The 13554-nt window shown below is 69.0% G+C and carries 13 protein-coding genes; 10 read left to right on the top strand and 3 right to left on the bottom strand.

All coding sequences use genetic code 11. The features are described from left to right. Nucleotides 1-2 precede the first annotated feature (2 nt). The 3 genes from ACJMK0_RS16240 to ACJMK0_RS16230 all read left to right on the top strand — a co-directional run bounded on the left by ACJMK0_RS16240 (nt 3) and on the right by ACJMK0_RS16230 (nt 3235). Nucleotides 3-1007, top strand: a complete 1005-nt coding sequence (locus tag ACJMK0_RS16240) for a VWA domain-containing protein (RefSeq protein WP_405239868.1) — start codon at nt 3-5, stop codon at nt 1005-1007. Between the two features lie 129 nt (nt 1008-1136). After that, a complete protein-coding gene (locus ACJMK0_RS16235; RefSeq protein WP_405239866.1) occupies nt 1137-1886 on the top strand; it encodes a DUF456 family protein in 750 nt (249 codons plus the stop codon). Between the two features lie 167 nt (nt 1887-2053). Next, nucleotides 2054-3235 carry an alpha/beta hydrolase gene (locus ACJMK0_RS16230; protein WP_405239864.1) on the top strand — a complete coding sequence of 394 codons (1182 nt, stop codon included), beginning with the start codon at nt 2054-2056 and terminating at the stop codon, nt 3233-3235. Nucleotides 3236-3245: 10 nt separating this feature from the next. Here the strand turns inward: ACJMK0_RS16230 and ACJMK0_RS16225 are convergent, their stop codons facing one another. Beyond that, complete coding sequence (locus tag ACJMK0_RS16225; RefSeq protein WP_405239863.1) at nt 3246-3782, bottom strand: GFA family protein; 537 nt, start codon at nt 3780-3782, stop codon at nt 3246-3248. Between the two features lie 143 nt (nt 3783-3925). Here ACJMK0_RS16225 and ACJMK0_RS16220 point away from each other — a divergent pair, with 143 nt between their 5' ends. The 3 genes from ACJMK0_RS16220 to ACJMK0_RS16210 all read left to right on the top strand — a co-directional run bounded on the left by ACJMK0_RS16220 (nt 3926) and on the right by ACJMK0_RS16210 (nt 6556). Continuing rightward, nucleotides 3926-5578 carry a serine hydrolase gene (locus ACJMK0_RS16220; RefSeq protein ID WP_405239861.1) on the top strand — a complete coding sequence of 551 codons (1653 nt, stop codon included), beginning with the start codon at nt 3926-3928 and terminating at the stop codon, nt 5576-5578. Continuing rightward, nucleotides 5575-6147 (top strand): GNAT family N-acetyltransferase, encoded by a 573-nt coding sequence (locus ACJMK0_RS16215; protein ID WP_405239859.1) that lies wholly within the window; start codon nt 5575-5577, stop codon nt 6145-6147. Before ACJMK0_RS16220 ends, ACJMK0_RS16215 begins: the two co-directional genes overlap by 4 nt. Before the next feature lie 67 nt (nt 6148-6214). Next, the gene (locus ACJMK0_RS16210; protein WP_405239857.1) at nt 6215-6556 is read left to right on the top strand and encodes a 4a-hydroxytetrahydrobiopterin dehydratase; all 342 of its coding nucleotides are present in this window, start codon (nt 6215-6217) and stop codon (nt 6554-6556) included. 6 nt (nt 6557-6562) lie between these two features. Here ACJMK0_RS16210 and ACJMK0_RS16205 read toward each other — a convergent pair whose 3' ends face one another. After that, entirely contained in the window at nt 6563-7357 is a 795-nt protein-coding gene (locus tag ACJMK0_RS16205; RefSeq protein WP_405239855.1) for a DUF1295 domain-containing protein, read from the bottom strand. Nucleotides 7358-7504: 147 nt separating this feature from the next. Here ACJMK0_RS16205 and ACJMK0_RS16200 point away from each other — a divergent pair, with 147 nt between their 5' ends. From ACJMK0_RS16200 to ACJMK0_RS16190, 3 genes are all read left to right on the top strand, one after another. Next, nucleotides 7505-8500 carry a threonine ammonia-lyase gene (locus ACJMK0_RS16200; RefSeq protein ID WP_405239853.1) on the top strand — a complete coding sequence of 332 codons (996 nt, stop codon included), beginning with the start codon at nt 7505-7507 and terminating at the stop codon, nt 8498-8500. A gap of 68 nt (nt 8501-8568) precedes the next feature. Continuing rightward, nucleotides 8569-9498: a DUF1838 family protein gene (locus ACJMK0_RS16195; protein WP_405239851.1), complete on the top strand. Its 930-nt coding sequence runs from the start codon at nt 8569-8571 to the stop codon at nt 9496-9498. Between the two features lie 43 nt (nt 9499-9541). Next, nucleotides 9542-10978 (top strand): aldehyde dehydrogenase family protein, encoded by a 1437-nt coding sequence (locus ACJMK0_RS16190; RefSeq protein WP_405239849.1) that lies wholly within the window; start codon nt 9542-9544, stop codon nt 10976-10978. A gap of 30 nt (nt 10979-11008) precedes the next feature. Here the strand turns inward: ACJMK0_RS16190 and ilvB are convergent, their stop codons facing one another. Next, the gene (gene ilvB / locus ACJMK0_RS16185) at nt 11009-12859 is read right to left on the bottom strand and encodes a biosynthetic-type acetolactate synthase large subunit (RefSeq protein ID WP_405239848.1); all 1851 of its coding nucleotides are present in this window, start codon (nt 12857-12859) and stop codon (nt 11009-11011) included. 172 nt (nt 12860-13031) lie between these two features. On the opposite strand from ilvB, the gene ilvN reads away from it, so the two are divergent. Beyond that, on the top strand, nt 13032-13550 hold the full coding sequence (gene ilvN, locus ACJMK0_RS16180; protein ID WP_405239846.1) for an acetolactate synthase small subunit: 519 nt from the start codon (nt 13032-13034) through the stop codon (nt 13548-13550). The last annotated feature ends 4 nt before the right edge of the window (nt 13551-13554 follow it).

The following is a 13554-nucleotide window of genomic DNA, read 5'->3' as shown; positions in this document are numbered from 1 at the left end:
CCATGGCGCGGCGCAGGAAAAGAGACGCGGAGGGTTTCAGCCTCTCGTTCCTGGATGCGATCAGCTGCGGTTTCGGCGCAGTGCTGCTGCTGCTCGTGCTCACGAAGATCTACGAGCCCCAGACCATCGAGCGCACCCAGCAGGACCTGGAGGGCCTCATCGCCCGGCTCGAGCAGGAGCTGTTCGACATCCGCGGCGAGACGGTGATCCTGAATCGGGATCTGGACAGCGCGAAGGAGCAGGTGTCCGAGTCGAAGGAGAAGCTCGCGCGGCTGTACGGCGATCTCTCCCGCATCGAGGGGCGCTACGACGCTACAGCGGGCGACCAGAGCGTCCCCACCGTGGACGAGGGCGAGCTGCGGGCGGCCCGGCAGCGTCTGACCGAGGAGATGCGGCGTCTGAACGCGGACTACAGGCGTCCGGAGGATGCGCCCGTGGGCGGCATCCCGGTGGACAGCGAATACATCATCTTCATCATCGACACATCCGGCTCCATGCAGGAGTTCAGCTGGAACCTGGCGCGGCGCAAGCTCACCGAGACCCTCGATCTGTATCCCCAGGTCAAGGGCATACAGATCATGAACGACAACGGCCGCTACATGTTCGAGAGCTTCGCCGGCAAGTGGATACCGGACACGCCGTCGCGCCGCAAGGCGATCCTCTCGGCCATGGCGAACTGGCGGCCGCTCAGTTTCTCCACACCCGTGAACGGCATCCAGACGGCCATCCGCACCTTCGCCGCGCCCGACAAGAAGGTGAGCCTGTACGTGTTCGGTGACGAGTACACCGGCCAGTCGGTGGAGGCGGTCGCGGACACGGTCGACCGGCTGAATCCGGAGGGGCCGGACGGCCGGCGCCTGGTGCGCATCCACGCCGTCGGTTTCCCCTATCGGTTCGGCGGCCCCGGCAACATCCAGAACTCCACCATCCAGTTCGCCGCGCTCATGCGCGAGCTCACCCATCGCAACGGCGGCACCTTCGTCGCGCTGGTCGACGACAACCGCTGAGGCGCCCCGCCACAATTCGTCATTTTTCGTCCCGATCCGTCACGGCTCCTCCATGGCGGTGCCCGGCCACGGCGCTTCAATGGCAACCGTAGCCAACGGACGCGGCCATCGCCGCAGGAGAATGACGACATGAAGACGAAAGCCATGAGCCAGTCCCTCGCCCTGATCACGAGCCTCGCGCTCGGCGTCACCGCCGCCGTGCAGCCGGCCTCGGCCGCCGAGGCATCGCGCCAGGAGACCATCGGTTTCGGTACCGGCGCCCTCGTCGGCGCCGCCGCCGGCGGCCCGGTCGGATTCCTGGTGGGCGCCGCGCTGGGGGCGAAGCTGGGCGACATGTACCACGAGAAGGACGCGCGCAACGAGGTCCTCAGTGACGAGCTGACGGCCGCGCGGCAGCGTCTCGACGGGATGGAGGCCGAGCTGGCCGCCACCGACGGCGATCTTCGGAAGGTGGGCGCGGAACTGCAGGCGCTGGTCGCCAGCGGTGCGCCCCAGATGCTGGAGCTGATGAAGACGGGTATCGAGATGGACCTGTTGTTCCGCACCGAGGCCGACGCGCTGAATGCCGAGACGGCGGACCGGGTGGGCGAACTGGCCCGGGTGCTCGCGGCGCTGCCCTCGGTGCAGATCAGGCTGGACGCGTGGGCCGATCCCCGCGGCGAGGAGGATTACAACCAGTCCCTGTCTGAACGCCGGGCCGAGCACGTCGTGAGCCTGCTCACCGCCGGCGGTATCCCCGCCTCCCGGGTCACGGCCAATGCCCACGGCGAGGCCGGCGGCGAGGAGAGCGACCCGGACCGCAACGCCCTCGAGCGGCGGGTCAGTCTGACGCTGTACGTGCCGGAGGAGGGGGCGCAGCGGGTGGCGGAGACGCGCTGAAAGACGGGATCCGAACCCGCCATACGGAGAGACGAGGCGGCTGCCGGTGACGGCAGCCGCCTTTCTCGCGGGAGAGGGCCACCCGTGAACTTTCCGCTCGCCGCGCCGGTCGCATTCAGGAGTCGCGGCGAATTCGCAGCCGCGACATCCAGCGAGAGGGGGAGAGCATGAAGAGATTCCTCGCCTGGCTGTGCGTGACGCTCGCATGGCCTGCATGGTTTGCCACACCGGTGGCTGCGGAAGTTCGCGCACCGGAGTTCGACTCCGTGACCATCGAGTCGCAGATGCTCGATGAAGACCGCCGGCTTCACGTCAGCCTGCCTGACGGCTACGAGACGGGCGAACGCCGTTATCCGCTCCTGTTCCTGACCGATGCCGACTGGAATTTCGATCTGGTGCGCGCCTATCTGGAGTTCACGGGAGACCGGTACCCGGACATGATCATTGCGGGCATCATGAACACGGATCGCAACCGGGACTACGTGCCGGCGGTGGATTCCAACTTCCCGGGTACGGGCGGCGCGGACAGCTTCCTGCGCGCCCTGAGCGAAGAGATCCTGCCGGCTCTCGACCGCCGCTACCGCACGAACGGCAGGCGCATTTACTTCGGCCACTCTTTCGGCGGTACTTTCGGACTGCATGCGATGCTGCGGGCGCCCGAACTCTTCGATGCCTGGATCGTCGTCGGCACCAGCACCTGGGTCGCCGACCGTGTGCTCTTCGCCGCGGCGGAGGAAACACTGCAGGGAGGAGAAGACCTGGACGGTTTTCTCTATATGTCGGTGGCCGAAGCCGACGGAGGCGAGACCGTCCCGGCGGGGCACGAGTTCGCCGCGTTGCTCGAGCGCCTGGCGCCGCCGTCGCTGGAATGGCATTACGAGGTGATACCGAGAACCACGCATTTCACCGCCGTGCCGCCGAGCGTGCATCGGGCAATGGACCTCCTGTTTCCGACATGGGAATCAGAGCAGGAACTCGCAGCCGCAGCGCGAGAGGCCGGGGATGGGGCCGTCGACGATTGGTTCGAGGCTCGACGAGACGCGCTCGGTTTCCGGTTCCACCCCCAGAGGACACCCTACTCGCTGGTCGCCATGAGTCTCGCCGTGGACGGGCTGGAAGACCAGGCGATGGCGATCATGGCCCAGCTCCGCCGGACGTTTCCGGCGCATCCGGAGATACCGGCCAATCACGCGGTCATCCTCGCTACGATCGGGCGTCACGCTGAAGCCGTGGCCGCGATCGACGAGGCCATTCGTCTGGGCGAGACAGCGGACTATCTGCCCAGCCGACTTGCCCGCTTCAGGCTGTTGAAGACGCAATTCGAGACGGCGGCGGCCGGCGAGGGCTGAGGAAGTCGGACTAGAGCAGGCCAGATCGCTCCTTGTGGCCGGCCCACTTCGGCAGGTCGTCGTCCACGTCCAGCACCCGCATGCCGTAGAAGATGTGACAGGTCGGACGGAACGCGTCCGGAATCCGCCGGGGCCGGCCGAAGTCGAACAGCTCTGGGAACGCGAGCCACATCCGCCGGCCTTCGTCGGCGATCGGGGTGCCGCAGCGGCCGCAGGAGACCTTGCAGGGCAGGATGCGCTCCGCCCGTCCCGGGCCACTGGCGTAGAAGCGCAGGCGATCGATCCCCGCCGTGATGCGCACGTCCTGCTTGTGGAATATCGCCGCCCACTGCATGGGTGCGCCGTGCAGCACCTGACAGTCCCGGCAGTGGCAGAGCTTGGCATCCACCGGGTCGGCTCGCACCTCGTAGCGCACGGCGCCGCAGTGGCAACGGGCCGCGTACTTCGCCTCGAACGCGGGGTCCCGGGGCGAGGCATAGTCCGGGCCGAGTTCGGCTGCTCCGACAGGCTCGCCGGCTGGCGATCCGCTGTTGTCCCGATCCGGCATTGTTCGATCCGCTGACAGTGGCTTCCCGGAGGATGCTAGCGGAACGACACGCGGCACGATACGGTCCGGTTTCCGGGTTTGTGCAGACGGCCCGCTGCGGCCGGGCAGGGCGGTGCCCCGGCAATGTCATTGGAGGAAGAACGATGCCTATCGATGTCCGCTGCCGTATGCGTGCGATCAGCAGTCGGTTTCTGCTCGGCGGGCTGCTCCTGGCCGTGGCCGGCGGCGCGCCGGCGAGCGACCGGCAGGACTGGGTCGACGAGCAGGTGGCGTCCGGTGCCGCGCTCGCCATCGTGGTGGGCGAGCGTCGGGGCGGTGCGACCCGCCATTACGCCGGAGGCAGCATTTCGCCGGCGGACGCGGCACCGGCTGCGGGACCCGACACGCAGTTCCAGATCGGCTCCGTCACCAAGGCCTTTACCCACCTGCTGCTGGCGGAGATGACCGCGGCAGGCGACGTCGATTACGGCACGACGCTGGGCGAACTCCTGGGTGAACGGGGAACGGGGTTCGAATTCGCCAATGCGGCCGTGGCGGAGACCACGCTGCTCGAACTGGCAACCCATACCAGCGGGCTCCCCCGGCTGCCTGCCAACCTGACGCCGGCGGATGCTGCCGACCCCTACCGGAGCTACGGGGAGGCGGCATTGCTGGCCGGGCTTGCCGCGGCCCGGCAAAAACAACCCCTGGGCGACCACTTTGCCTACTCGAACTTCGGCGCCGGTCTGCTCGGCTGGCTGCTGGGCCGGGTGGAGGGCAGCGGCTACGAGGCGGCGTTGCGCGAGAGGGTCCTCAATCTCCTCGGGCTGGACTCGACCACCTTCGAGCCGGCCGGCGATGCAGCGACGGGGTATCGCTCGGGTGAGCGCGTACCCGCGTGGAGTTTCGACGCGCTCGCCGCTGCCGGTGCCCTGTGGTCCACTTCCACCGACCTCATGAGACTGGCCCGCTGGTATCTGGACCCCGCCGTAACCGGCCTCCGCCACGATCCGGCGGCGGACCTGGAGATCGTTGTCGAACGGGCGGGGCCTTACCGGCTTACCCGGGTATGGCACATGGCGGCCAGCGCCAAAGGACCGGTCTATTGGCACAGCGGCCGCACCGGCGGCTACGGTGCATTCCTGGGCTTTCGTCCGGCGACCGGCGAAGCCGTGACCATCCTCGTGAGCGGCGATACGGACCCGACCGCCGCGGGACTGGAGTGGCTGGGCGGCGAGCCGCGGCCGGCGGACGCGCCGGCGCCGGACACGACCGTGACCGGGCAGTACCGGGTCACCCCGCAGTTCGGCATCGGCGTCTTCGCGTCCGGCGGCCGGCTGCTGGCCCAGGCGACCGGGCAGCCGCCGCTGTCCCTGACGCCGCTGGGTGACGACTGGTACGCCATCGACGTGGCGGATGCCAGTGTGCACTTTGTGCGCGGCGAGGGTGGCACGGCAGCGGTGGCGCTGGAACTCGTGCAAAACGGTGTCGTGCAGCGAGCCGAGAAGGTAGCCGAACAGGCGGCAGCCGCCGGTCGCTCCGAGAAGGCGCTGCCCCGGGAGGCCCTGGCGGAATACACGGGCGAGTACGCCATCAGCGAGTCGGCGCGCTTCACCATCCGCCTCGGCGACGAGGGTCTCGAGGCGCGCCTGACGGGTCAGCCCTTCCTGCCCGTCTATCCCGGCGGGGACGACCGGTTCTTCTACAGGGCGGTGGATGCCGATCTGTTGTTCGAGCGGGACGCTGACGGGCGCGTGGACGCCCTGGTGCTGCATCAGGGCCCCATCCGGCAGCGGGCGGAGAGAGTAGACCGGTGAGCGGTCTGGCGCCCCGGCCAACGCTGCGGACACCCCGTCTCGTGCTGCGCCCCTTCGAACGTTCCGACGCCGCCGACGTGCAGCGGCTCGCCGGCGACCGTGCCATTGCCGACACCACCCTGAACATCCCGCATCCCTACGAGGACGGTCTGGCGGAGGCGTGGATAGAGACTCACGCCCGCGAGTACGCGGAGGGGAGGCTGGTGAATTTTGCGATCACGCTGTCGCCTGACGGGGCGCTGATCGGCTCGATTGGCCTCAAACTGGATGGGGAGGCGTCCGGCGGTGGCGAACTCGGCTACTGGGTGGGCGTGCCCTGGTGGAATCGCGGCTACTGCACGGAGGCGGCGGCGGCCGTGCTGGACTACGGCTTCCGCGTCCTCGAGCTGGATCGGATACATGCCCACCATCTGCTGCGTAATCCGGCTTCCGGGCGTGTCATGGAGAAGATCGGCATGAGTGCCGAAGGCGTGGCTCGCGAGGCGTTCCACAAGGAGGGCGAGCGCGAGGATATCGCGCTCTACGGCATCCTGCGGCGGGACTGGCTGCGCAGCGCTCCGCCCGGCTGAGCGCGGGCCTCGAATGCGGCCGGCACGCGGGGTATATTGCACGATCAGACGACTGGGGGAAGAGACGATGACGGCACTGGCGGAGAGACGTTGCCGGCCCTGCGAGGGCGGCGTGGAGCCGTTGACCACCGAACAGGCGCAGGCGCTGATGAAGGGGCTGGACCCCGAATGGAACCTGTCCGGCGACGGCAAGTCCATCAGCCGGGACTTCGAGTTCACCGGTTTCGCGCGCACCATCGCCTTCACCAACGCGGTCGCCTGGGTGGCGACGGTGGAGGGCCATCACCCGGTGATGGAGGTGAGCTACGGGCGCTGCCTGGTGCGCTACACGACCCACGCCATCGACGGTCTTTCCGATAACGACTTCATCTGCGCGGCCAAGATCGACCGGCTGGCCGCAGGTGCGTGAGTGGCGTCAGTCCCTGGGCGGCAGTGGGAAGAACGCGCTGGTGCGCCGCACGTATTCCTCGTACTTCGGCTTGGTCTTCTTCAGCGAGCGCTCCAGCAGGCTCACGCCGCTGACCTTCAGCAGCAGCCAGGTCATGGCGATGGGGGCGTAGACCGTCCACAGACCCACCGGATTCTCGCAGGCGATGACGAACAGGCCCCACCACAGGCAGGCGTTGCCGAAGTAGTTCGGATGCCGGGTATAGCGCCACAGCCCCCGGTCCATCACCTGCCCCTCGTTGGCGGGGTCGGCCTTGAAGCGGGCCAGCTGCCAGTCGCCGACGGCCTCGAACAGGAAGCCGATCAGCCACAGGGCCGCGCCGATGGCGGCGACGATGCCGAGTTCGGCCGGCCGGTCGTAGATCTGGCCCACCTGCACGGGCATGGAGATCAGCCACATCAGCACGCCCTGCAGCAGGAACACCTTGAACAGGCTGGCGGTGACGAAGTTGCCGCCGGCGGCCTCGGTCTTCTCGCGCATCCGGCGGTAGCGGGGGTCCTCGCCGTGACCGATGTTGCGCCAGGCGAGGTACAGCCCGAGCCGCGCCGCCCAGATGACGGTGAGCGCCGTCAGCAGGTCCTGCCGCGCGGGCGTGCCCTCGGCCAGGAACCAGGTGACCACGGCGATGACGCCGAAGCCCGGGCCCCAGAAAATGTCCACGATGCTGGCGTTCTTCAGCGGTATGCTGAGCAGCCACAGGATGAACACGCAGACGAGGGTGACGATGAGGGTCGTGCCGAGGACGAGTGCCAGTTCCTGCATGGATGACGGCTCCTTGCTGCCGGGACGAGTGGGTTTGCCGGCGGCTTTTCGTGTCGCAATTCGTGTCGCTATTCGTATAGCGGCTGCCGCCGGACGCAGCGTGCAGCGTAGCAGTTTCCGTGCGGGCGCGCGCCGGCGGGCGGCGCCATGACGGCGGAGCGCGAGCCGGACCTGGCGGTCATCGAGGCCGCCGCCGCACGCATCGTGGGCGTGGCCGTCGAGACGCCGCTGCTGGAATCGCCGGCGCTGAACGAGCGGGCCGGGGGGCGGGTGCTGCTGAAGCCGGAGTGCCTGCAGCGCACGGGCTCGTTCAAGATCCGCGGCGCCTACAACTGCCTGGCGCAGATCCCGCCGGAGGCACGGGAGCGCGGCGTGGTGGCCTGGTCGTCGGGCAACCACGCCCAGGGCGTGGCGGAGGCGGCCCGGCTGCTCGGCATGCGCGCCACCATCGTCATGCCGGAGGACGCGCCGCAAAGGAAGGTGGAGGCGACGCGCCGGCTCGGCGCGGAGATCCGCCCCTACGACCGCTATCGGGAGGACCGCGAGGCGATCGGCCGTGCCATCGCCGCGGAGCGCGGCGCGACGCTGGTGCCTTCCTATGACCACTACGCGGTGATCGCCGGCCAGGGCACCGTGGGGCTGGAGATCTGTCGTCAGGCCCGGGCGCTCGGCGTCGTGCCCGACCGCATCCTGGTGTGCTGCGGCGGAGGGGGTCTCAGCGCCGGCATCGCGCTGGCGGCTGAGTCGCTCGCGCCGGCGGCGGAGATCTGGGCGGTGGAGCCCGCGGCATTCGACGACACGGCCCGGTCGCTCGCCAGCGGCCGGCGGGAGAGCGTCTCGCCGGAGGCGCGATCCGTCTGCGATGCCCTGCTCACGCCCGCGCCGGGCCGCCTGACGTTCCCGGTGCTGCAGCGCCGTCTCGCCGGCGTCCTCACGGTCACGGACGAGGAGGCCGTCGCCGCCATGCGCCACGCCTTCGAGGAACTGCACCTGGTGCTGGAGCCCGGCGGGGCCGTGGCGCTCGCGGCACTGCTGGCCGGCAAGGTCGCCACCGGCGGCACCACCGTGGTGGTACTCTCCGGCGGCAACGTGGCCGCCGGGGATTTCTGCCGCCTCACCGGCGGTGGCGCGGAACCGGCATGATAAGCTTGAGCCGCCCGCGCGGGAGCGGTCCGGCGGGCATTGCGGGAACAGCGAGAAGGAGAACAGGAATGCACGTGAGCCCGAGAGCGATGATTGCAGTTGTGGTCGCGACGCTTGCCGGTCTTGCCGGACTGGTGGCTGCGCCCGTCGCGCAGTCGGCGGAGATCGATCTGTCCACCGGCGCCGGTGCGGTAGCCGCCTCGCGCAAGATCATGTGTTCCCTCGAGGACGAGAAGCCGGTGTATTACTGGTGGCACGGCCGGGCCTACAGCCGCGTGCCCGGCGAGGCCGACAAGTTGCTGTTCCTGGTGGAGGGCATGAACGTGCGTCAGTGCGGCACGGTCACCGATCCGCAGCGCGGCGAGGGTTATCGGCTGGTGAGCCGCGAGATCCTGCTCTACAAGGACCCTGAGACGGGCGAAGTGCTGGAGGAGTGGGAGAACCCCTGGACCGGCGAGACCGTGGAGGTGGTGCACGTCACCAACGATCCGGTGAACGGCCGGCCCACCTTCGAGCGCACCGCCGACGGCGAGCCGTATCAGGTCGGCCTGTCGATGAAGAACAACGCCTGGTGGATGACCATCACGGTGCCGCTGTTCTACCCCAACCCTCTCGGTGGCGATTACCAGCCCTACGTCGGCGGCACCTACCATGCCACCGAGATGTTCAACTTCCTGGGCGACATCGACGACCTGGTGGACGCCGACCAGCACACCGCCGACGTGCGCGTGGGCTGGGTGCGCCGTTCCCAGTGGCTGCCCTGGATGAAGATGGGCGGCCGTCACGGCGACATCTACATGCACACGGCAGGGCTCAAGATCAACGGTTACGACGAGCTTTCGGATACCATGAAGGCGCAGATCGAGGAGAACTACCCGATCTATCGCGAGCCGCCGCCGGTGGACGATGCCCGCCGCAACGTCACCAGCTGGTCGTACTTCCGCAGCCTCATGGAGCAGCGCCGCGAAACGCGCGAGGAAACGGAGTCCCGCCACTGATCCTCCGCCGTCGTCAGGACGCCGGAAAGCGCCCCGGAACGCCATGAGCGACGAGCGCCTGCTCGACGTCCGCAATCCCCGTACCGGCGAGTACGACTACCGGATCGCGGCGGCCGACGCCGGGACCGTGGCGGCCGCCGCGGCCCGCCTGCGGGCGGGCCAGCCCGCCTGGGCGGCGCGGCCGCTCGACGAGCGCATCGGCGTACTCGATGAATGGGTCGCCGCGATAGAGCGACATCGGCAAGCGCTGCTGGACGCCCTGGCCGCCGACACCGGGCGTTATTTCGTCTCGGTCGCGGAGATCGACGGCATCGCCGGCACCGTGCAGCGCTGGTCGCGGCTCGCGCCGGAGATCCTGGCCGAGCCGCTGCGCTCATCGTCGGTACCGGGCATCACCTACCGCACCCAGCTGGTGCCCGTGCCGCTGGTGGGCGCCATCAGCCCCTGGAACTTCCCGCTGACGCTGTCGCTCATCGACGCCATACCGGCGCTGATCGCGGGCTGCGCGGTGCTGGTGAAGCCGAGCGAGGTGACGCCACGCTTCGTCGCGCCGCTCGCCGCGGCGCTGGCGGAGGTGCCGGCGCTCGATGCCGTGCTCGGCTTCGTGCAGGGCGACGGCGCCACGGGCGCGGCGCTGATCGACAACGTGGACGCCGTGTGCTTCACCGGCAGCGTGGCCACCGGGCGCAAAGTGGGCGCGGCGGCCGCCGCCCGCTTCATCCCGGCGTTCCTGGAGCTCGGCGGCAAGGATCCCATGCTCGTGCTGGCGAGCGCCGACCCGAAACAGGCGGCGGCCACGGCGCTGCGGGCGTCGGTGACGGCGACCGGACAGGCCTGTCAGTCCATCGAGCGCGTGTACGTTGCGCGGGAAATCTTCGACGAGTTCGTCGCGGCGCTGGTCGCTGCGGCGGAGCGGGTGGAGCTGAACTGGCCCGACATCCACGAAGGCCACATCGGTCCGCTGATCTTCGACCGGCAGGCGGAGACCATCCGCGCGCAGCTGGCAGAGGCGGTGGCGCGGGGCGCGCACATCCGGACGGGCGGCGAGATCGAGACCCACGGTGGCGGCCTGTGGATACGGTCGACGGTGGTGACGGGCGTCGATCACGGCATGGCGCTGATGCGCGAGGAGACCTTCGGGCCGGTGATCCCGGTGATGCCGTTCGATACCGTGGAGGAGGCCGTCGCGCTCGCCAACGACAGCGAGTTCGGCCTCTCGGCCGCGGTCCTGGCCGGCAGCCTGGAGGAGGCCGAGGCCGTGGGCCGGCACCTGGAAGCCGGTGCCGTCAGCCTCAACGACGGCGCGATGACCGCCCGGTTCTACGAGGCGGAGAAGGATTCGTTCAAATGTTCCGGACTGGGCGGCTCACGCATGGGGCCGGCCGGCATGCGGCGCTTCCTGCGCCGGCGCGCGCTGATCCGCCAGGAGAATGCGCCCGCCACCATCGAGGCGCTGGCCGAACGCCACGGCCGCCCCTGAGCGCGGCCGCGCACACGCGGCGGCGCGCGGTCAGAACATCTCGGACGGACCGGCCTCCCGCGAGCCCTGCTTGCTGCGGCTCGGGATGAAGTCGCCGGTGATCATCTCCGAGTAGGGCATGCCCGGGCCCACCATCGGGAAGACGCTCGCCTCCGGGTCGATGATGACCTCGAGGAACGCCGGGCCGGGATACTCGATGAACTCGCGGATGGTCTCGGGCACCTGCTGCTTGTCCTCGAGCCGCACGGCGTACCGGAAGCCGTCGGCCTGGGCCGCCTTGACGAAGTCCTTGCTGTGCAGCGACTTGTCGCTGGCCGACAGGCGGCCGCGGTAGTAGAGCCGCTGCCACTGCTTCACCATGCCGTCGCCGTAGTTGTTCAGCACCACGACTTTCACCGGCAGCTCGTAGGTGGTGACCGTCTCCAGCTCGCCGAGGTTCATGCGGATGCTGGCGTCGCCGTCGATGTCGATGACCAGGCGGTCGCGGCGCGCGAACTGGGCACCCACGGCCGCCGGCAGGCCGAAGCCCATCGTGCCCATGCTGCCCGAGGTCAGCCACAGGCGCGGCGCCTTGAAGTCGAAATACTGCGCCGCCCACATCTGGTGCTGGCCGACGCCGGTGGAGATGATGGCCTCGCCGCCGGTCAGCCGGTTGATCTCCTCGATGACGTACTGGGGCTGGATCAGCTCGCTCTCCCGGTCGTAGTTCAGCGCGTAGGTCTTTTTCAGGTCGGCGATCTCGCCGTGCCAGCGGGAATAGTCCTTGTCGAAGCCGATGCGCCGGCCGTACGCGGACAGTTTGCGCAGGCTGGAGGTCAGCTCGCCGATGTAGTGCCAGTGCACGCTCTTCACCTTGCCGATCTCCGACGGGTCGACGTCGAAGTGGGCGATGTAGCGCGCATTCGGGGCGAACTTCTTCGGCACCCCCGCCACCCGGTCGTCGAAGCGCGCGCCCACGGCGATGAGGAAATCGCAGTCCTCCACCGCGTAGTTGGCGAAGGCCGTGCCGTGCATGCCCAGCATGTGCAGCGACAGCGGCCGGGTGGTGTCGGCCGCGCCGATGCCCATGAGGGTGGTCGTGACGGGGATGCCGTGCTGGTCGGCGAACTCGCGCAGCGCCTCGGTGCCGTTGGAGTTGACGACGCCGCCGCCCGCGTAGATCAGCGGACGCTCGGCCTCGGCCAGCATGCGGTAGAAGTTCTCGCACTGCTCGGCCGAGAGCGAGTCGCTCATGGCCGTCTGGAGCCGGCGCCGATAGCCCGGCACGGGCAGCGAGCCGCTGCCGCGGAAGGTGCCCTCCCAGTTCTGCACGTCCTTGGGGACGTCCACCACCACCGGCCCGGGCCGGCCGGTGCGGGCGATCTCGAAGGCGGTGCGCACAGTGGCCTCGAGGCGCTCCGGGTCGGTGACCAGGAACACGTGCTTGGCGACGGCGCCCATGATGGCGGAGACCGGCGCCTCCTGAAAGCCGTCGCTGCCGATGGCGCCCGTGGGCACCTGGCCGCTGATGACGACGATGGGCACCGAGTCGGCCATGCAGTCGCGCACCGGCGTCACCGTGTTGGTGGCGCCGGGGCCGGAGGTCACCATGACCACGCCCACCTTACCGCTGGCCCGCGCATAGCCGGCCGCCATGAAACCGGCGCCCTGTTCGTTCGCGGGCACGACCAGCGGCACGGGCGAGCGCCCGTCCTCGCCCCGGTGCTCGTCGTTGTAGCGGAACACGGCGTCGTAGGTCGGCAGGATCGCGCCGCCGCTGTAGCCGAAGATCGTGTCCACGCCCTCGTCCACCAGTACCTGCACGATGATGTCCGCGCCGGTCATGGTCTTGCCCGCCAGCGGGTGGGCGGGGGTGGCTCTCGTCTCGCTGATCTCGCTCATGGCAACTCGCTCGCGGCATCGCGCTGGGGGCTGCGGCCTGCCGCAACTCCGGGAACGGCGGAAAATCAAGGGTCCGATCGAGTCTCGGTCAATTCCTTGTGCATTGCAATAGGCGGGAATAAGCGCCAGTATCATCACGTTACGTCATTCTTGTCACGGGACCCGCCGGATCATGCGACACGTCATCTCCGTACTCATGCAGAACGAGGTGGGGGCACTGACCCGTCTCACGGGCATGTTCTCCACGCGCGGCTACAACATCGAATCGCTGAACGTGGCGCCCACGGACGACCCGACGCTGTCCCGGCTCACCGTGGTCTCGAGCGGCTCCGATGCGGTCATCGCCCAGATCGTGAGTCAGATGGGCAAGCTCATCGACGTGGTGAACATCCACGACATGACGCTGGGCGAGCACTTCGAGCGGGAGTTGTTGCTGCTGAAACTGAAGGTACCCACCGGCGCCTACGAACAGCTGCGCGGGCTGGTCGACGCGGCCGGCGCGCGCGTCCTCGACGACTCCCAGAACAGCTTCACCCTTGAGCTGACGGCCACCGTGAAGGAAGTGCAGGATTTCATGGACCGCGCCGCCGGCATCGCGCGGATCATCGCGGTGGTGCGCAGCGGCGCGCTGGCCATGTCCCGGGGCGAGCAGGTGCTGGCCCACGAGTCCGGCCTGCGCGACAGCGCCTGAGACC

Source organism: Lentisalinibacter orientalis, assembly GCF_040706535.1.
Taxonomy (GTDB): Bacteria; Pseudomonadota; Gammaproteobacteria; order Steroidobacterales; family Woeseiaceae; genus Lentisalinibacter; species Lentisalinibacter orientalis.
Note: the sequence above shows the minus strand (reverse complement) of the source record. Positions and strands in the feature narration are given on the sequence as shown.